The organism is Mesorhizobium argentiipisi (SeqCode) (assembly GCF_037179585.1).
GTDB classification, from domain to species: Bacteria; Pseudomonadota; Alphaproteobacteria; order Rhizobiales; family Rhizobiaceae; genus Mesorhizobium; species Mesorhizobium argentiipisi.
Genome location: NZ_JAPYKO010000032.1, coordinates 44,783 through 64,474, shown reverse-complemented (window position 1 = coordinate 64,474; position 19,692 = coordinate 44,783). Strand labels below are relative to the sequence as shown.

Below are 19,692 nucleotides of genomic sequence, written 5' to 3'. Positions count from 1 at the left end.
TCCGGCCTGAGGCCACACCGCCACCCTCAATTCCACCCCAAAGCCAAAACGGAGCGAGACCTCGCGACCAAATCGCTCCGCGAGCCTGTCCTCGCTAACTGCGCAACAGGCCCACAAGGGGAGAAGGGAAAACCGCGCCTAGCCAGGTGGCGGGCAGCGCCAGCGCCTGGACAAGAGTGAACTGGAACGCAGCGCCCAAGCAAAGGGTCAGCCTCGGCCCGGCACCACCAGCACCTTGACCTCGCCCGGCGCCGGCGGCGTGGCGATCGCGTCGGGCGCCTCCTCCAGGCTGACCTGCCTCGAGATCAGCCGGTCGACCTCGATCGCGCCGGAAGCGATCAACTGCGCCGCCCTTCCATGCGTGAACGGATTGAGGAAGGAACCGAGCACCTTCAGTTCGCGAAACAACAGATCGAACGGCTCGATTTCCACCTTCATGCCTTGCGGCACCACGCCGACGATGACGACCGTGCCGCCGGCCCGAGCCATACGCACCGACTGCTCGACCGTGTCGCGCACGCCGGCGCATTCCAGCACCACGTCGACCCCGCCGGGTGCCAGGCCATTCGGTCCGGCAATGGCCGCGATCGGGTCGCTGGCGCTTGGATCGATCGTCGCGGTCGCGCCGAGTTCCTCGGCAAGCGCGCGGCGCGAAGCCTGTCTGGTCGACAGGATGATGGTCGCCGCGCCGGCGAGCTTGGCCAGTTGCACGACGAGCAGGCCGATGACGCCGCCGCCAAGCACCACCACCGACGCGCCCGGACGGATCGCGGCAAGCTCGACGCCGTGCAGGCAACAGGCCAATGGCTCGCAGAAGGCGCCGTGCGTCGGCCTGAGGTTTGCGGGTAGCCGGAAGGCCTGCTTGTGAGGCATCAGCACATAATCGGCGAAGCCGCCGTCGCGATGGATGCCGATGGCCCTGAGATTGCTGCAGAGATTGACGCGGCCGGCATGGCAATGGGCGCAGCGCCCGCAGGCGATGTTGGGATCGCCGGTGACGCGGTCGCCGACGGCAATGCCCGACACCGCGTCGCCGACGGCTTCGACGATGCCGGAGAATTCATGGCCGAGCGTCACCGGCGGCGTGCAGGGAAACTCGCCATGGAAGAGGTGCCGGTCGGTGCCGCAGACGCCGCAGGCCTCGATGCGCACCAGAACATCCTCTGGTCCCGGCGAAGGCTTGTCCACCTCGCGAAGCGCGATGCTGCCGATTGCTTCCAGCCGGACGGCTCTCATGACGCGGTCACCTCAATTGAAACTCGGCGGCTTAGAAAGGTCGGGCGCCGGCGCCGCCGGCTTGGCCGGCGCATCGCCGAAGCTCGGCGGCTGCGACAGGTCGGGCGTGCCGGGAGCCGCCGGGGCGCCGCCATTGGCCGGCGCCGCGCCGTTGTTGTTCGCCGGGGCTGTGCCGAGCGGCGACAGCGACGGCATGTCCGGCAGCTTGAGGTCGATGGTGCTGGGCTCCACCGCGGCGCCCTTGTAGCGCATGACCATTTGCGGGAAGGCGATGGTGAGCCCGATCATGATCACCTGGATCAGGACGAACGGCACGGCGCCCCAATAGATCTGGCCGGTGCTGACCGGCGCGATCTGCTTGCCTGTGATCCTGTCGAGATAAGGCACGCGGGCCGCGACCGAGCGCAGATAGAACAGCGCGAAGCCGAAGGGTGGATGCATGAAGCTGGTCTGCATGTTGACGCCGAGCAGCACGCCGAACCAGATCAGGTCGATGCCGAGCTTGTCGGCGGCCGGCGCCAGAAGCGGCACGATAATGAAGGCGAGCTCGAAGAAATCGAGGAAGAAGGCAAGCACGAAGACCAGGATGTTGACGCCGATCAGGAAGCCGGTCTCGCCGCCGGGAAGCGAGGTCAACAGATGCTCGACCCAGACATGGCCGTTGACGCCGTAGAAAGTGAGCGAAAAGACGCGCGCACCGATCAGGATGAACAGCACGAAGGAGGAAAGCCTGGTCGTCGAGGCCAGCGCCTGATTGATGACGTCCCGGGTCAGGCGGCCCTTCATCGCCGCCATGATGAGCGCACCGACGGCGCCCATGGCGCCGCCTTCGGTCGGCGTGGCGATGCCGAGGAAGATCGTGCCCAGCACCAGGAAGATCAGCGCCAGCGGCGGGATCAGCACGATCACGACCTGCTGCGCCAGCTTGGACATCATTTTCAGTCGCAGCCGCTGATCGATGATGGCTGCGACATAGATGACGATGACGCCGACGGCGAAGCCGAGGATGTCGGCATTGTCGCCATACGTCGGCGCAAGATAGCGATAGGCGCCGTAGGAGATGGCGCCGGTGACGAGCAGCGCCACGATCAACGACAGCACGCCGTGACCGAGCGTGCGGGCTTCGAGCGGCAGCGCCGGCATTGATTTCGGCCGGACGATCGACATGATCAGGATGTAGAGCATGTAGATGCCGGTCAGCACGAGACCGGGGATCAACGCGCCGGCATACATGTCGCCGACCGAGCGTCCCAGCTGGTCGGCGAGCACGATCAGCACCAGCGACGGCGGGATGATCTGGGCGAGCGTGCCGGACGCGGCGATGACGCCGGAAGCCAGCCTGCGGTCATAGCCGTAGCGCAGCATGATCGGCAGCGAGATCAGGCCCATGGCGATGACGGAGGCCGCCACCACGCCGGTCGTTGCGGCAAGCAGCGCGCCGACGAAGATCACCGCATAGGCAAGCCCGCCGCGGATCGGCCCGAACAGCTGGCCGATCGTGTCGAGCAGGTCCTCGGCCATGCCTGAGCGCTCCAGCACGATGCCCATGAAGGTGAAGAAGGGGATCGCCAGCAGCGTGTCGTTGGACATCACCCTGGTGCCGTAGAAATTGTCCGGCAGCGCGTGCAGCAGCGGCCAGGCGAGGTTGATCGACCCGCCGGAGTAGGGCGAGACCAGCACGCCGATGAAGAAGAACAGCAGGCCATTGGCGGCGAGCGAGAAAGCGACGGGGTAGCCGATCAACAGGAAGATGATCAGCGAGGCGAACATGATCGGCGCCATGTTCTGCGCGATGAATTCGATCATGAGCGGACCTCGCCCGCGAGCGCCTTGGCTTCCTCGGCCAGCGCCTTGGCCTCGAGCTCGGCCTGCTCATGCGCCGAGATGAAGGGAGTGGGATCGTCCATGTCGCCGCGCATGATGGCGATCTTCTTGATGATCTCGGAAACCCCCTGCAGCGCGAGCAGGAAGAAGCCGACGAGCAGGATGGCCTTGGCCGGCCAGACGATCAGCCCGCCGGCATTGGTCGACATCTCGCCGCTGCGGAAGGACAGCGACACGTAAGGCACGAAATAGATCACCATCAGCACGACGAAGGGCATCAGGAAAAAGAGATGGCCCAAGAGGTCGATCCGGTGCTGCACGCGGCGCGAGAACATGCCGTAGACGATGTCGATGCGGATATGGTCGTTCTGCTTCAGCGTGTAGGCGGCGGCTAGCATGAAGGCGGCCCCGAACAGGTACCATTGCAGCTCCAGCCAGGCGTTGGAGGAGGTGTCGAACACCTTGCGGATGACGGCATTGCCTGCGCTCACCAGGATCGCGAGCAGGATCAGCCACGAGACCCAGCGGCCGATGAACTCGTTGATGCGGTCGATGGTCCTGGATAGAGCGAGCAGCCCTGCCATGCATATCCTCCCTGGTACCGACAGCGCGCCCGATTCCCCCTCCGGTGTCGCGCCGCTTGGCCCAACGATATGCAGTGCGTGGTCCGGCAGGTCAACATGACAAAGCGACGGCAAACAGATCGGTAAGCCGCGCAGAAGCGGAATGCGGCCGCATGACGCTACGTCATGCAACCAAGGTCTGGGAGCTCAGGCGATCTTGGCCTGGTCGCGCCCGGCGCCGATCAGCACCAGCATGACGACGAGGAAGAGATAGATCCAGGCGTCGCGCCATTCGAGCGGGAAATAGCCGGCCCAGAGCGATTCCGCCATGCCGAAGGCCGCGGCGCCAAGCGCCGCCTTGAGCGGCGACAGATAACCGCCGACTGCCGTCACGAACAGGATTTTGAGACCGAAGACCAGTCCGGTGCCGAAGGAGACATTGCCGTAATAGAGGCCGGCAAGGACGCCGGCCAAGGCGGCGCAAAAGCCGCCGAACAGCACGGCGCGGCGGAACACGGCGGTGACGTCGACGCCGCACATCGCCGCCGCTTTCGGATCGTCGGAGACGGCGCGCCAGGCGCGGCCGAAGCGCGAATGCGAAAACAGCCAAGCCGCCAGCGCTACCACCGCGATGACCCCCGCGCAGTCGAGCAGCTGGATGACGGTGAGCGTGACCTTGAAGCCGTCACTCTGGGCGAAGATGACCGGGGTGGCGAGCATCGGCGGCAGCCACAGGTCATGCGTGTCGGCGGCGATGCGGCTCGCTTCCGACAGGAAGACGAGAATGCCGAGCGTCGTCACCACGATGGCGTTGGGCGAGCGGTTGGCGAGCCTCTCGAAAACGCTGCGCGACAGGACGTGGCTGATCAGCGCCGCAAAGAGAATGGCCGCAGCGACGCCGAGCGCCACCGCGGCGGCGAGCGTCAGCCACAGCGCCTGATAGCCGAAGGCGGCGGTCAGGATCATCGTCTGGCCGCAGAAGGCGAACAGCGCGCCATAAGCCAGGTTCGTGCGATGCAGGATGCCGTTGGTCAGTACATAGCCGAAGGCGAGCAGCGCATAGAGCGCGCCCGAATGCAGCCCGTTCAGCACCTGCTGGAAGAAATAGAGCATGCGGCGTCCTCGGGTCCTACACCCTGACCTCCATCTGGACCGTTGCATCCGGAATCTAACTTGTCAAACACGTTTTATCGGTTAGATTTCTGTCATGACGGTATCCTGGACTCCACACCGCTTCACCGGCGGCATCCTTGCGCTCGATACGGCGAACACCGTCGTGCTGCGCAACGATCCGCAAAAATCCTTCGACCGTTTCGACGACCCGGCCGAGATCGCCCGCTTCGCCGAGGCGGCGAGCAGCTTTCGCGCCGCCGAGCTCGGCGGCCGGCGGCTGCAGGCGCCGGAACCGGGCGAGATAAAGCCGACCGTCATCTCGATCCGCGAAGCGACCGACCGCCTGTTTCGCCATGCCGTGGCGAATGGCGCGGTGGCGACCAGCCACCTGTCGGACTTCCTTATGGCCTGCGCCAGCGGGCTGTCCGGGAGCGCGACCGAGATCGGGACGCCGGGCCAGCCTTTTGGCGATCCGCAAACGCCGATCGCCTTCGAGGCGGCTTTGGCCGTCTCTGCGCTGTCGCTGTTGCGCGACGAAACGGTGGCGCGGCTGAGGATATGTCCCAATTGCAGCTGGCTGTTCGTCGATCGCAGCCGCAACGCCAGCCGCCTCTGGTGCGACATGGCCGTTTGCGGCAACCGCCAGAAGGCAAACCGCTATTACCGCCGCCGAACAGCGGCGAGGGAGGTTCCCAATGCTTAGGAAATTGTCGCGTTCGATCGTCCTCGGCGCCGCCCTGGTCGGCGCTGTCACGCTCGGCGCCTGCCGCGACACCGGCAACGACCAGCTCTTTGCCATCTCCGGCAAGCTGTTCGAGTTCAATTACCGGCTCGCCATCGCCACCTATGTCATCACGCTGAAGCCGCTGCGCCCGATAGCCGACGGCCAAGTCGCGGTCGTGAGCTTCCAGAACCCGGCCGGCGGCGAACCGCTCGTCGTCAACCAGAAGATCTGGCCGAAGCTGCCCCATATCACGCTCACCAGTCCGCCGCTCTCCTGTGTGGTCAAGGACAAGCCTTACAAAATCTCGATCCGCATCGAGGATGCGAGCGGGACATTGCTGCAAAGCATCGACACCACCATGACCTCGTCGGAGGACCAGACGATGCTGCCGGACCGGCCGCTGGTGATCGGACCGAAATACGAGCTCAACCCCGACCTTGCCGGCCATCCTGACGGCAAGCTGCCCGACGAGCAGAAGCCGGATTGCTCGAAAGCGACCTGAAACGCGCAACGCGCACGAAATTTTTGTTCCTCCGGAAGCGGTTAGCATGCTCTTGCGTGCGCGGCTTGCCGCTCGCCAGACCGTTTGTTGCGTGTTATTTGGCCTCTGCGATTTTGTTTGACCTCACCGCCAAGGGAAGAAAGACTGCGGCGTCCCACTCCGACGTTGGCTGCCTGATTTGAGGCGCCTCCGCAGAGGAAATACCTGATGACGCTGCACGACGTCGCGCTCGACGACAAGTTCGACCTTGGCAAGGAGCGCGTCTTCCTGTCCGGCGCACAGGCGGTCGTGCGCATGCTTCTGATGCAGCGCGAGCGCGACCGCCGGGCAGGCCTCAACACGGCGGGCTTCGTCTCCGGCTATCGCGGTTCGCCGCTGGGCGGCCTCGATATGCAGCTGTGGCGGGCCAAGAAGCAGCTTGCGGCCGCCGACATTGTCTTCCAGCCCGGCCTCAACGAGGAACTCGCCGCCACCGCATGCTGGGGCTCGCAGCAGACCGAATTGCTGGGCGAGGGCACCCATGACGGGGTCTTTTCCGTCTGGTACGGCAAGGGGCCGGGCGTTGACCGTTCCGGCGACGTCTTCCGCCACGCCAATCTTGCCGGCTCCTCGAGAAATGGCGGCGTGCTCGCCCTGATGGGCGACGACCACATGGCCGAATCCTCGACCAATGCGCATGCCACCGAATTCCTCTTTGTCGACACCATGGTGCCGATCCTCAATCCGGCCGGCGTCCAGGAGATCATCGATTACGGCCTTTACGGCTTTGCCATGTCGCGCTTCGCCGGCACCTGGGCGGCGATCAAATGTGTCAAGGACAATATCGAATCGACGGCCTCGGTCGACGCCTCGATCGAGCGTCTCAGCATCGTCATTCCCGAGTTCGACATGCCGCCGGGCGGCCTCAACATCCGTCATGAGATCGACATGCTCGGCCAGGAAGAGCGGCTGCATGAGTATAAGCGCGCCGCCGCGTCCGCCTTCATCCACGCCAATGGGCTGAACCGCATCGTCTATTCCGGCGGCCGCAACCCCAAGCTCGGCGTCATCAGCATCGGCAAGAGCTATCTCGACGTTCGCCAGGCGCTGGAGGATATCGGTGTCGACGAACAGGCCGCCAACCGCATCGGCATCCGCCTGTTCAAGGTCGGCTGCCCCTGGCCTCTGGATTTCCAGCACATCGCCGAGTTCGCCCGCGGCCTCGACACCATCGTCGTCGTCGAGGAAAAACGCTCGCTGATCGAGGTGCAACTGCGCGAGAACCTCTACGGCACCGCCATCCAGCCGGTGATCGTCGGCAAGAAGGACGAGCGCGGCGATTGGCTGTTCCCGGCCAAGGGCGCGCTCGACCCGAACGAGATCGCCATCGCGCTCGGCGAGCGGATCCTGCGCACCATCGGCCCGTCGGAAGAAATCGCCGCGCGGGTGGCGAAGCTGCGCCAGTTCCAGGCGATGCTTGCCGACACGGTCGATATCGGCTCGCGCACGCCTTTCTTCTGCTCGGGCTGCCCGCACAATTCATCCACGAAGGTGCCGGACGGCTCGATCGCCGCCGCCGGCATAGGCTGCCACTTCATGGCGCTGTGGATGGACAGGAACACGGTCGGCTTCACCGCCATGGGCGGCGAAGGCGCGCAATGGGTCGGCCAGGCGCCGTTCTCGAAACGCGACCATATCTTCCAGAATCTCGGCGACGGCACCTATAACCATTCCGGCGTGTTGGCGATCCGCTTCGCGCTGTCCTCCGGCGCCAACATCACCTACAAGATCCTCTACAACGATGCGGTGGCGATGACCGGCGGCCAGCCGCATGAGGGCGGCCTGACCGTCGATATGATAGCGAGACAGGTGCGCGCCGAGGGCGTCGACCGCATCGCCGTCGTCACCGACGAGCCCGACAAATATACCGGCAAGGCCGATTTCCCGGCGGGCATCAGCATCCATCACCGCGATGATCTCGATCTCGTTCAGCGCGAATTGCGCGGGCTCAGAGGCGTTTCCGTTCTCATCTACGATCAGACCTGCGCTGCCGAAAAACGCCGGCGCCGCAAGCGCGGCACCTTCCCCGATCCGGACAAGCGCGTCTTCATCAACGAACTGGTCTGCGAAGGCTGCGGCGATTGCGGCGTGCAGTCGAACTGCGTCTCCATCCAGCCGGTCGAGACCGAATTCGGCCGCAAGCGCCGGATCGATCAGTCGAGCTGCAACAAGGATTTCTCCTGCGTCAACGGTTTCTGTCCGTCCTTCGTCACCGTGCATGGCGGCAAGATCAGGAAGGCCGAAGGCATTGCCGGCAGGGCCGATCCTCTCGACGGCGTACCGGCGCCGGCCGAGTTCCGCATGGGCAACCAGGGTTGGGCGGCGATCATCGACGGGGTCGGCGGCACCGGCGTCGTCACCGTCGGCGCGGTGCTCGGCATGGCGGCGCACCTCGAAGGCAAGGGCTGCGGCATGATCGACATGGCCGGCCTCGCCCAGAAGGGCGGCTCGGTCTTCACCCATGTCCGCATCGCCCCGACGCCCGAAGACATCCACGCCATTCGCGTTTCGGCCGGCAAGGCCGACCTTGTGCTCGGCTGCGATCTCGTCGTCTCCGGCGCCAAGAAGGTGTTGGGCGCGGTGCGCGAGGGCCACACGATTTTCCTCGCCAACACCGCCGAGATCATGCCCGGCGAGTTCACCCGTTCCGCCGACTTCTCGCTGCCGGTCGAGCGGCTGAAGAAGGCGATCCGGGCGGCTGCCGGCGACGACAAGGCCCACTTCTTCGACGCCACCCGCACGGCGAGCGCTCTGTTCGGCAATTCGCTCGGCGCCAACATGTTCATGCTAGGCTTCGCCTTCCAGCATGGCGGCCTGCCGCTTTCGGCCGAAGCCGTTGAAAAGGCGATAGAATTGAACGGTGAAGCGGTGGCGATGAATATCGCGGCTTTCCGCTGGGGTCGCCGCGCCGCGCACCAGCCCGACTTTGTGCGCAGCCTGGTCGCCCAAACCGGCAGGCCGGCGCCGAAACCCGCCGAGACGCTGGACGATGTCATCGCCCGCCGCGTCGCCTTCCTCACCGCCTATCAGAACGCAGCCTACGCCAAGCGTTACGCCGAACGTGTGGCGACATTGCGCGCCGCCGAAGCCAAGGCCGTGCCCGGCTCGACCGCAGTGACCGAGGCCGTCGCCAAAAACCTCTTCAAGCTGATGGCGATCAAGGACGAGTATGAGGTGGCACGCCTTTACACCGACGGCAGCTTCGCCGCCGACCTCGCCAAGCAGTTCCAGAGCTATGACAAGCTTGAGTTCCACCTCGCGCCGCCGATCCTGGGGCGGCGCGGCAATGACGGCAAGCCCCGGAAATCGAGCTTCGGCCCGTGGATGATGAAGGGCTTTCGGCTGCTGGCGGCCATGAAGGGCCTGCGCGGAACCGCCTTCGACCTTTTCGGCTACACGGCCGAGCGGCGCATGGAGCGGCAGCTGCTGAGAGAGTACGAGGCCGATCTCGACCTCATCGCCGGCGCGCTGGCGCCGGGCAGGGTGGAAGCCGCGACGGCCCTGGCCTCCGTGCCGGCGCTGATCCGCGGCTACGGCCATGTCCGGCAGGCCAGCGCCGCGAAGGCGGCGGGCGAACGTGCGCGGCTGATCGAGCGTCTGGCCCAGGCTCCGGCGGAGCCGGCGCTTCGCGCGGCGGAGTGAACGCGCCGGCGCGACGACAGCACGCCAAATCCTCCCGAGTTTCCTGGTCTGTCCCGCGCATCGCAACCCTCTGCAACCGCGGCCGGGCGCCGTTCTAAGCCTTTCTTAAGGCCGGTGTGGCATGACAAGGCGTAGTGTTGGGCCAACGGCATGGGTAGAACAAAGACCGAGAACATCCCGGCGGATGTTTATATCCAGTTTGTGCGGTCGTTGTTCGACAACGCGCACATGCTGGTGATCGGTGGCGTTTGCTACTGGATGCTCGGCTTTATGATCTATTGGCGGACGCACAATCCGCTGTTTGTGGGCTTTTCTTTCGGTCTGCTCTCCATCAGCCTTTTCCGTTACTTCGGCATTCGCAGCTTTCTGAAGACAGGCGGCAACATAGCCAATGTCGAAGAGGCCAGGCGGTGGGAGCGCATTTACATCCTCAAGGGCAGCCTGCAGGGCCTAGGCCTGGGTTCGCTGTGCTTCATATCGATCTACGTTTACCCCGATCCCTTCGCCGAGCTGGCCGCGACGTCGCTGACGATCGCGACCCTGGTCACGGTCGTCGGTCGCAACTACGGCTCCCCGCAGATGGTGCGGATTTTCTCCGTGACCTTCATCGGTCCGGCCGCGCTCGGGCTCCTGCTGCGCATGGACTTCCCGTCGGTCCTGCTCGGCCTGATGATCATCCCGCTGACATTCATCACCATCAACAGCGCCGACCATGTCCGCAACGTGCTCTTCTCCGCCGTCATCGGCCACAAGCAGGCCAGGAACCTGACGCGCCGGTTCGATCGCGCGCTCAACACCATGTCGCATGGCCTGGTCATGCTGGGACCCGACGGGCGCGTCGCGGTGGCCAATGCCGAAGCCGCCCGCCTGATGTCGTTGAAATCGGGCGATGCCTTGCTCGGACGCTCGATCCACGGCCTTTTGATGCGCGGCGTCGCCGGCGGCATGCTGGCGCCGAAAGACTGCCGCTATATCGAGGCGCAGCTGACGCGCGCCTTGCGGGAGGGCCGCGACCGCAAGGTGCTGGTCTCTCTCGCCAATGGCCAGCACTACGAATTCTCCGCCCGAGAAGGCAGCCAGGAACTGGGCGTCATCACCTTCGAGGATGTGACGGCCCGCGTCGAGGCGGAGGAAAAGATCCGCTTCATGGCCCGCTACGACAATTTGACCGGCCTGCCGAACCGCGCCTACTTTCATGAACTGGTCGGCGAGGCCATGGCCTCCGGCGACCAGGACCGGCTGTGCGGCCTCGCGGTGCTCGATCTCGACGACTTCAAGAGCGTCAACGACACGCTCGGCCATCCGGTCGGCGACGGGCTGATCTATGCCGTCGCCGAGCGCCTCGCGGCGATTGCCGGACCGGGCATCACCGTCAGCCGCTTCGGCGGCGACGAGTTCATGATCTTCTTCGACCGTGTCGAGGACGAGAGCCATCTCAGCACCCTGCTCGACCAGATATTCGCGGACTTGCAGGGCGAGGTGGACGTCGCGGGCCATGGCTTGCGCATCCAGAGCAGCGGCGGCGCGGTGCTTTCCAGGGTCAAGGACACCGACGCGGACGCCATGATCGTCAAGGCGGACCTTGCCCTCTACAAGGCCAAGGAGCTCGGCAAGAACAGCTGGCGGCTGTTCGAGGCGGCCATGGACGCCGCCTTCCGCAATCGCCAGCTGATGAAGGCCGATCTGCGCAATGCGGTGCAGGCCAGGGATTTGCGCGTGGTCTATCAGCCGATCGTGGCCGTCAGCACCATGCGCATCGCCAGCTGTGAGGCGCTCTGCCGTTGGGACCATCCCGATCTTGGCCCGATCTCGCCCAGTGTCTTCATTCCGCTCGCCGAGGAGATGGGCATCGTTTCCGACATCAGCACTCTCGTGCTGGAAGCCGCGTGCGCCGAATGCGCCAAATGGCCGGTCCAGACCAGTGTGTCGGTCAATCTGTCCGCCAAGGATTTCCGCAATCGCGACATCGTCCAGAAGGTCAGCGACGCCTTAGCCAAATCGGGCCTGGCGACGCACAGGCTCGAAATCGAGGTCACCGAAACTGCGTTGCTCGACGACAAGTCGCTGACGCGCGAGTCTATCGAGGAGTTGAAGGCGCTCGGCGTGCGCATCGCGCTTGACGATTTCGGCACCGGCTATTCCAGCCTGAGCTATCTCCACAAGCTGCCGCTCGACAAGATCAAGATCGACCGCTCCTTCCTGGTCGATGTCAACCAGAACCGGCAGTCGCTCGATCTTCTGAAGGGCATTGTCGGCCTGTCCCGGACGTTGGGGCTTTCCGTTACCATCGAAGGGGTCGAGACGTTCGAGCAGCTGAAGACGCTGGTTCATCTGGTCAAGCCCGACTTCGTGCAAGGCTTTCTCTTCGGCGCCGCGCTCAGCGCCTCGGGCATCGAGACGATGTCGAGCATCACATGGCCATTTGCCGCGGACCTGCATATCGCCGGCAAACGGACAGCCAGCTGAACGGATTTCGGGCCAAGCTGTAAAAACGGCTCTCGGTCGGTGTGATGTCGTCCGGATTTTGAGTCCGCGGCGATGAAGGTCGCCTTCGCGCAAGTTAACCCGCTACGGCTCGACGTTTTCAAGTCCTGAACTTGAAAATGATCCAGGTGATCGCCGGCAGTTCGTGTCAGACCGCCTCAGTGCCGAGCTTAGCTTTTTTGCTGTGCAGGCTTCGCGAAAATCTACCCTGCTATTAAGGTTAACAAGCGGTAAATCAGCAACATCGAATTTTCAGCTTGTGTCTCATTTCAACTCGAATAGCCTAAACGCAGGCGGAATTCGAGGATCGGCAATGGATGCTGTGAGGAAGAGTGCGTCGGCTGGCGCCAGCGCGAGGATGGACTCCGCGCTCAACCGATCCATGATGCAATTACTGGATCATGTCGAATACCGCCTGATCACCGGCGGCGAAGATCTCGAGGCGCTTTACCGGCTCCGCTACAATTCCTATGTACGCTCCGGTATGTGTGGCCCGATCGCCAGTGGCATGTTCGAGGACCGCTGGGATAATCTGCCCAATTCCTACCGGTTCGGCGTCTATTGTTACGGTGAATTGGTCAGCACATTGCGCTTTCACTATATTTCCAGCGAGCAACCATACTCGCCTTCGATAGATGCCTATCCCGAAGTCTTGCTTCCACGGCTCGCCCGCGGCGAAACCTTCATCGATGGAACCCGTTTCGCAACCGATCCCGACAGCGCGCCGGCACCCGGGGTCCTGCCGTTCCTGACGCTCAGGATCGCCATGGTCGCGTCTTGTTACTTCGGCCAGGACTCGGTGCTCACCCCCGTCAAGCTCGAGCATTCCGCTTTCTACGCACGTTTCTTCAATGCCGTGCAGAGGAGCGAGGCCAAGCAATTTCCAGGCGTTCTTGCCCAGATCGCCCTGTTCGAAATTCCTGCCGGCGAAAACATGCGGCTGACGCTGGAGCGGTTGCCGTTCTTCAAGTCGACGCCGATGGAGCAGCGGCTGATGTTCGGCAACCCGGCCATCAACCGGCTGACGCCCCTCTCCATCGTGCCGACAGCGAAATACTTGCGCGCCGCTGCCTGAACGCAGGCCATGAACCTTTCGCCGGCTACGGCGTTAGCAAGCAATTCCAGGAAGTGTGAGCGGTTTTCCGATCCGGAATTGCGTCAAAACAGGCTCCGCAGCCCGTCTGGTGGGCGATCGCCTGCCGAATGAAAGGATTCCCGACATGACCATCCACTCGCTCGCGCTGACGCCGCTGATCTCGCTGATCGCCGGCGTGTTGATCCTGGTGATGCCGCGGCTCCTCAACTACATCGTCGCGCTTTACCTGATCGTTGTCGGCCTGCTCGGCCTTTTTCCCCATCTCGCCGGCTGAAGTCCTCCTTGCCGCGCGGGCGAAGGCACGGCGTTCAATTTCAACTTTCGTTTGAGGCTGTTGTCGCAGGCTGTGCGGCAATAGCGCCATTGCTCTTGGTTCGGCTTTTCGCTATGTGCCTCAAAGGCATTTTCGAAGGGGTACTTCCATGGCTGATCACTCGCCGACCGGTCCTGTCGAGCTTGGCGCGCAAATGGACTATGCCGAGCACGACCGTACCTACAAGGCCTTCCTCGGCCTGGCCAAATACGGCTCGCTGGTCTGTGCAGCCATCCTTATTGCAATGGCCTTCGGCTTCTTCGTCGGCGGCTTCTTTTCGGCGACCATCCTGTTCATCCTGATCATGGCCGTCGGCGCTCTCATTCTGCGGTAGATTTCCCAAGCCAATTGCACTTGACGTCACCGGACGTCCCGGCCGACGCCTTGCGCATCAAGGTTCCAGCCGAAAGGATCATCCGGTGGGACTAACAGTATTCATCCCTCGTGAGGTTGACCCGAACGAGCCGCGCGTCGCGGCCTCGCCGGAGACGGTGAAACGGCTAGTGGGCCTGGGCTTCGACGTGATCGTCGAGAAGGGCGCCGGCCTCGGCTCTCGCATCCCCGACCAGGATTTTGCTGCTGCCGGCGGCGCCATCGGAACGGTGGCCGACGCCAAAAGGGCTGATGTCGTGCTGAAAGTGCGCCGGCCGACGGATGCCGAGTTGAAGGGCTACAAGTCGGGCACCGCCGTCATCGCCATCATGGATCCCTACGGCAACGACGCCGCTGTTGCTGCGCTCGCCAGGGCAGGGGTCACCGCCTTTTCGATGGAGTTCATGCCGCGCATCACCCGCGCCCAGTCGATGGACGTTTTGTCCTCGCAGGCCAATCTCGCCGGCTATCAGGCGGTGATCGACGCGGCCGCTGAATATGACCGCGCGCTGCCGATGATGATGACGGCGGCCGGCACCGTGCCGGCTGCCAAGGCCTTCATCATGGGCGTCGGCGTCGCCGGCCTGCAGGCGATCGCCACCGCGCGTCGGCTGGGTGCCATCGTCACCGCCACCGACGTGCGCCCGGCGGTGAAGGAGCAGGTGCAGTCGCTCGGCGCCAAGTTCCTGGCGGTCGAGGACGAGGAGTTCAAGGCGGCCGAGACCGCCGGCGGCTACGCCAAGGAGATGTCGAAGGAATACCAGGCCAAGCAGGCGGCGCTGACGGCCGAGCACATCGCCAAGCAGGATATCGTCATCACCACCGCGCTTATACCGGGCCGCCCGGCGCCGAAGCTGGTTTCTTCCGCCATGGTCGCCTCGATGAAGCCGGGTTCGGTGATCGTCGACCTCGCAGTCGAGCGCGGCGGCAATGTCGAGGGCGCGGTGCCTGGCAAGGTCGTAACCACCGAGAATGGCGTCAAGATCGTCGGCCATCTCAACGTGCCGGGCCGCGTTGCGGCGTCAGCCTCTCTGCTCTACGCCAAGAATCTCTATGCCTTCCTCGAGACGATGGTCGACAAGGCGGCGAAACAGTTTTCGATCAAGCGCGACGACGAGCTGGTCAAGGCGACGATGCTGACCGATGGCGGCAAAGTCGTGCATCCTGCCTTCGCCAAGGCGGCGGAAGAGCCGCGCACCGAGCCGGCTGCCATTCCCGCGACGATCATCGTCGCTGACGCCTTCGACAAGCCTGCTGCGAAGAAGATCGCGGCGAAGAAACCCGCCGCAGCCAAGTCGCCCTCGTCTAAGTCGAAAGGGACCGCGTGATGGAACAGCTGCAGAAAGCTCTCGATCAGCTCGATCAGGCGACCGCCGCCGTCCGCCTTGCGGTGCAGGACCTTGCCAACGCGCCCGCAGGCGAGGCTGCCGGTAACGCCGCGCATGCACTCTCGGGCGGCGCCATCGATCCCTTCGTCTTCCGCTTCGCCATCTTCGTGCTGGCGATCTTCGTCGGCTATTATGTCGTCTGGTCGGTGACGCCGGCGCTGCACACGCCGCTGATGGCCGTCACCAACGCCATTTCCTCGGTCATCGTCGTCGGCGCGCTGCTCGCCGTCGGCATCGCCGCTTCCGGCCTTGCGGCTGGCTTCGGCTTCGTCGCCCTGGTGCTGGTCTCGGTAAACATCTTCGGCGGCTTCCTGGTGACCCAGCGCATGCTCGCCATGTACAAGAAGAAGGAAAAGTGACGTGACCGTCAACCTGGCGTCCTTCCTCTATCTCGTCTCCGGCATCCTGTTCATCCTGGCGCTGCGCGGCCTGTCGCACCCGACCACCAGCCGCCAGGGCAATCTCTACGGCATGATCGGCATGGGCATCGCCATCGCCACAACCTTGGCGCTGGCGCTGCCTTCGGCCGGGCGCTTCGGCCTGATCGTGCTGGGTCTCGCCATCGGCGGCGGTATCGGCGCGGTCACCGCGCGTCGCATCGCCATGACCTCGATGCCGCAGCTAGTCGCCGCCTTCCACTCGCTCGTCGGTTTTGCCGCCGTCATGGTGGCCGCCGCCGCCATTTACGCGCCGGAAAGTTTTGGCATCGGCACGGCGGGCGACATCCATGCCCAGGCGCTGGTCGAGATGAGCCTGGGTGTGGCCATCGGCGCCATCACCTTCACCGGCTCGGTCATCGCCTTCCTCAAGCTCGACGGCCGCATGTCCGGAAAGCCGATCATGATCGGCGCCCGCCACTTGATCAACATCGCGCTCGGCGTCGCCCTGGTGGTGCTGATCGTGCTGCTCGTGACCACCGAATCCAAGCTCGTCTTCTGGCTGATCGTCGCCGCCTCGCTGGTGCTCGGCGTGCTCCTGATCATCCCGATCGGCGGCGCCGACATGCCGGTCGTGGTGTCGATGCTGAATTCTTATTCGGGCTGGGCCGCGGCTGCTCTTGGCTTCACGCTCGGCAACCTGGCGCTGATCATCACCGGCGCGCTGGTCGGCTCCTCCGGCGCGATCCTGTCCTACATCATGTGCAAGGGCATGAACCGCTCCTTCATCTCCGTCATCCTCGGCGGCTTCGGCGGCGAGACGGCCGCGGTTGCCAGCGACGGCATCGAGCGCACGGTCAAGCAGGGTTCGGCCGACGACGCAGCTTACCTGATGATGAACGCCCAGAAGGTCATCATCGTGCCCGGCTATGGCATGGCGGTCGCCCAGGCGCAGCACGCGCTGCGCGAAATGGCCGACAAGCTCAAGGCCAATGGCGTCGAGGTCAAATACGCCATCCATCCGGTCGCCGGCCGCATGCCCGGCCACATGAACGTGCTTCTAGCCGAGGCCAACGTGCCCTATGACGAGGTGTTCGAGCTGGAGGACATCAACTCCGAATTCGCCCAGGCCGACGTCGCCTATGTCATCGGCGCCAATGACGTCACCAACCCGTCCGCGCGCGACGACAAGTCCTCGCCGATCTACGGTATGCCGATCCTCGACGTCGACAAGGCCCGCACCTGCCTCTTCGTCAAGCGCTCGCTCGGTTCCGGCTATGCCGGCATCGACAACACGCTGTTCTACAAGGACGGCACCATGATGCTGCTCGGCGACGCCAAGAAGATGACCGAGGAAATCGTCAAGGCGATGGATCACTGAGCGTCATGGCAGGCATCAAAAAGAAAGGCCCGACAGCTGCCGGGCCTTTCTTTTTGAATCTGTAAAGGCGCGCTCAGATATCCAGATTAGCCACCGACAGCGCATTGTCCTGGATGAACTCGCGCCGTGGCTCCACCTCGTCGCCCATCAGCCGAGAGAACAGCGAGTCCGCGTCGGTCGCGTCGTTGACCTTGACCTGCAGCAGCGAGCGCACATTCGGGTCCAGCGTGGTCTCCCAGAGCTGTTCGGCATTCATCTCGCCGAGGCCCTTGTAGCGCTGCATGGTGAGACCCTTGCGGCCGGACGCGAACACCGCGTTGAGCAGCGCCAGCGGCCCCGAAACCAGCTCCGAGGTCTCTTTCCGACGCAAGCTCGGCTGTTCGCCGTAGACCTCCGCCAGGCGCGGCGCGTAGCGGTCGAGCTGGCGCGCATCGGCCGAATTGATCAGCCCGCCATCGAGCTGCACCACATCCTTGACGCCGCGCACGGTGCGCTCGAAGACATAGCCGCCCGAGCCGTCATTGGAGGTCGACAGCCGGCCGGTCCAGCCCCGCTCGGTTTCCTCGGCGATCATGTCGAGACGCTGGGAGACGCGCTCCGCCATTGCGTTGGCGCGGCCGAGATCGGCAAGCACGTCGGCGTTGAGCGCGCCGGCGATCGCCGCCTGCTCGACGACGCTGCGGTTGTAGCGTGTGTGCAGCCCGTTGATCAGCTGACGCACCGCCAGCGCGTCGTCGATGGAGGCGCGCAGGTCCTGTCCCGTCCGCACCTCACCGGAGGCAAGCACCAGGGAGGCCTCGTCCAGCCCGGACTCGATCAGGTATTCCTCATAGGCGCTCTCGTCCTTGAGATATTGCGAGCTCTTGCCTCGCGTCACTTTGTAGAGCGGCGGCTGGGCGATGTAGAGATGGCCGCGCTCGATCAGCTCCGGCATCTGCCGGAAGAAGAAGGTGAGCAACAGCGTGCGTATGTGGGCGCCGTCGACGTCGGCGTCGGTCATCAGGATGATCTTGTGGTAGCGCAGTTTGTCGGCATTGAACTCGTCCTTGCCGATCGAAGTGCCGAGCGCGGTGATCAGCGTGCCGATCATTTCGGAGGAGAGCATGCGGTCGAAGCGCGCCCGTTCGACATTGAGGATCTTGCCGCGCAGCGGCAGGATCGCCTGGTTCTGGCGCGAGCGCCCGCCCTTGGCGGAGCCGCCGGCCGAGTCACCCTCGACGATGAAGATTTCCGATTTTGCCGGATCGCGCTCCTGGCAGTCGGCGAGCTTGCCGGGCAGCGAGGTGACGCCGAGCGTGCTCTTGCGCGTGATGTCGCGCGCCTTGCGCGCAGCTTCGCGTGCCGCGGCCGCCTGGATCACCTTCTCGACCACAACCCTGCCTTCGCTCGGATGCTCTTCCAGCCAGGTGCCGAGCGCCTCGTTGACCAGGCTCTCCACCACCGGGCGCACCTCGGACGAGACCAGCTTGTCCTTGGTCTGCGAGGAGAATTTCGGGTCCGGCACCTTGACCGATAAAACTGCGGTCAGACCCTCGCGGCAATCGTCGCCTGTCAGCGACACCTTTTCCTTCTTGGTCTGGCCGGAGGACTCGCCATAGCCTGTGATCTGCCGCGTCAGAGCCGCGCGGAAGCCCGCCAGATGCGTGCCGCCGTCGCGCTGCGGGATGTTGTTGGTGAAAGCCAGCACATTCTCGTGATAGCTGTCGTTCCACCACATCGCGACCTCGACGGTGATGCCGTCGCGCTCGGCGCGGATCGCGATCGGCGTCTCGATCAGCGGCTTCTTCACCCGGTCAAGATATTTGACGAACTCTTCCAGGCCGCCGTCATAATGGAGCTCATGGCGAACCAGGTCGGCATGGCGCGCGTCGGTCAGCACGATGCGTACGCCGGAATTGAGGAAGGCAAGCTCGCGCAGTCGATGCTCCAGCGTGCCATAGTCGAACTCGACCATGGTGAAGGTTTCGGCCGACGGGAAGAAGGTGATCTCGCTGCCGCTGCGGCCCTCATAGGTGCCGGGCTGTTTGTTCTGCTCGTATGTGCCGGTCACCTTCAACGGCGCGTCGGCATTGCCATGCGTGAAGCTCATCTCGAAGATTTCGCCGTTGCGGCGGATCTTGAGCTTGAGCCAGGCCGAAAGCGCGTTGACCACCGAGACGCCGACGCCGTGCAGGCCGCCGGAAACCTTATAGGAGTTCTGGTCGAATTTGCCGCCGGCATGCAGCTGCGTCATGATCACTTCGGCTGCCGAAACACCCTCTGAGGGGTGGATATCGGTCGGAATGCCGCGGCCATTGTCGATGACGGTCACCGAACCATCCGGGTTGAGCGTCACGGAGACGAGGTCGGCGTGACCCGCCAGCGCCTCGTCGATGGCGTTGTCCACCACCTCATAGACCATGTGATGCAGGCCCGAGCCGTCATCTGTGTCGCCGATATACATGCCTGGACGCTTGCGCACGGCATCCAACCCCTTCAAAACCTTGATGGAATCGGCGCCGTACTCGGCTTCCACGCCAATGGCGCTTTCGGTCTGGTCGCTCATGAATACCTGTCTGATTGATGTCGATGGTCCGGCGCGGGAAAGTCACCCCGAATCGCGCCGTTTTGATGTCCTAGATATAGGCGCAAACGGCTG

The 19,692-nt window shown here is 64.1% G+C and carries 14 protein-coding genes and 1 pseudogene; 10 read left to right on the top strand and 5 right to left on the bottom strand.

Annotation, left to right across the window (positions count from 1 at the left end):
• Window positions 1-207: 207 nt before the first annotated feature.
• The 4 genes from O7A05_RS29305 to O7A05_RS29290 all read right to left on the bottom strand — a co-directional run bounded on the left by O7A05_RS29305 (window position 208) and on the right by O7A05_RS29290 (window position 4,736).
• Window positions 208-1,236 carry a zinc-dependent alcohol dehydrogenase family protein gene (locus tag O7A05_RS29305; protein WP_337096630.1) on the bottom strand — a complete coding sequence of 343 codons (1,029 nt, stop codon included), beginning with the start codon at window positions 1,234-1,236 and terminating at the stop codon, window positions 208-210.
• Between the two features lie 12 nt (window positions 1,237-1,248).
• Entirely contained in the window at window positions 1,249-3,042 is a 1,794-nt protein-coding gene (locus O7A05_RS29300) for a TRAP transporter large permease (protein ID WP_337096629.1), read from the bottom strand.
• Entirely contained in the window at window positions 3,039-3,644 is a 606-nt protein-coding gene (locus tag O7A05_RS29295; protein ID WP_337096628.1) for a TRAP transporter small permease subunit, read from the bottom strand. Before O7A05_RS29295 ends, O7A05_RS29300 begins: the two co-directional genes overlap by 4 nt.
• Window positions 3,645-3,830: 186 nt before the next feature.
• Window positions 3,831-4,736 carry a branched-chain amino acid ABC transporter permease gene (locus O7A05_RS29290; protein WP_337096627.1) on the bottom strand — a complete coding sequence of 302 codons (906 nt, stop codon included), beginning with the start codon at window positions 4,734-4,736 and terminating at the stop codon, window positions 3,831-3,833.
• Between the two features lie 94 nt (window positions 4,737-4,830).
• On the opposite strand from O7A05_RS29290, the gene O7A05_RS29285 reads away from it, so the two are divergent.
• The 10 genes and pseudogenes from O7A05_RS29285 to O7A05_RS29240 all read left to right on the top strand — a co-directional run bounded on the left by O7A05_RS29285 (window position 4,831) and on the right by O7A05_RS29240 (window position 17,054).
• A complete protein-coding gene (locus tag O7A05_RS29285; protein ID WP_337096625.1) occupies window positions 4,831-5,439 on the top strand; it encodes a CGNR zinc finger domain-containing protein in 609 nt (202 codons plus the stop codon).
• Window positions 5,432-5,962: a hypothetical protein gene (locus O7A05_RS29280; protein WP_337096623.1), complete on the top strand. Its 531-nt coding sequence runs from the start codon at window positions 5,432-5,434 to the stop codon at window positions 5,960-5,962. Before O7A05_RS29285 ends, O7A05_RS29280 begins: the two co-directional genes overlap by 8 nt.
• Window positions 5,963-6,157: 195 nt before the next feature.
• A pseudogene (locus O7A05_RS29275) lies at window positions 6,158-9,643 on the top strand (indolepyruvate ferredoxin oxidoreductase family protein); the annotation flags it as partial.
• 150 nt (window positions 9,644-9,793) lie between these two features.
• Window positions 9,794-12,109 (top strand): putative bifunctional diguanylate cyclase/phosphodiesterase, encoded by a 2,316-nt coding sequence (locus O7A05_RS29270; protein ID WP_337096622.1) that lies wholly within the window; start codon window positions 9,794-9,796, stop codon window positions 12,107-12,109.
• Window positions 12,110-12,272: 163 nt separating this feature from the next.
• Entirely contained in the window at window positions 12,273-13,202 is a 930-nt protein-coding gene (locus tag O7A05_RS29265; protein ID WP_337096620.1) for an N-acyl amino acid synthase FeeM domain-containing protein, read from the top strand.
• Between the two features lie 145 nt (window positions 13,203-13,347).
• Window positions 13,348-13,497 carry a DUF3096 domain-containing protein gene (locus O7A05_RS29260; protein ID WP_023729728.1) on the top strand — a complete coding sequence of 50 codons (150 nt, stop codon included), beginning with the start codon at window positions 13,348-13,350 and terminating at the stop codon, window positions 13,495-13,497.
• A 148-nt stretch (window positions 13,498-13,645) separates the two neighbouring features.
• The gene (locus tag O7A05_RS29255; RefSeq protein WP_041000220.1) at window positions 13,646-13,870 is read left to right on the top strand and encodes an aa3-type cytochrome c oxidase subunit IV; all 225 of its coding nucleotides are present in this window, start codon (window positions 13,646-13,648) and stop codon (window positions 13,868-13,870) included.
• A gap of 85 nt (window positions 13,871-13,955) precedes the next feature.
• Window positions 13,956-15,236, top strand: coding sequence for a Re/Si-specific NAD(P)(+) transhydrogenase subunit alpha (locus O7A05_RS29250; RefSeq protein ID WP_337096619.1), 1,281 nt, complete (start codon window positions 13,956-13,958; stop codon window positions 15,234-15,236).
• A complete protein-coding gene (locus O7A05_RS29245; protein ID WP_140545871.1) occupies window positions 15,236-15,655 on the top strand; it encodes an NAD(P) transhydrogenase subunit alpha part 2 in 420 nt (139 codons plus the stop codon). The genes O7A05_RS29250 and O7A05_RS29245 overlap by 1 nt, the downstream gene beginning before the upstream one ends.
• A gap of 1 nt (window position 15,656) precedes the next feature.
• Window positions 15,657-17,054 carry an NAD(P)(+) transhydrogenase (Re/Si-specific) subunit beta gene (locus O7A05_RS29240; RefSeq protein WP_337096618.1) on the top strand — a complete coding sequence of 466 codons (1,398 nt, stop codon included), beginning with the start codon at window positions 15,657-15,659 and terminating at the stop codon, window positions 17,052-17,054.
• 73 nt (window positions 17,055-17,127) lie between these two features.
• Here O7A05_RS29240 and gyrB read toward each other — a convergent pair whose 3' ends face one another.
• Entirely contained in the window at window positions 17,128-19,599 is a 2,472-nt protein-coding gene (gyrB, locus tag O7A05_RS29235) for a DNA topoisomerase (ATP-hydrolyzing) subunit B (RefSeq protein WP_337096617.1), read from the bottom strand.
• Window positions 19,600-19,692 lie beyond the last annotated feature (93 nt).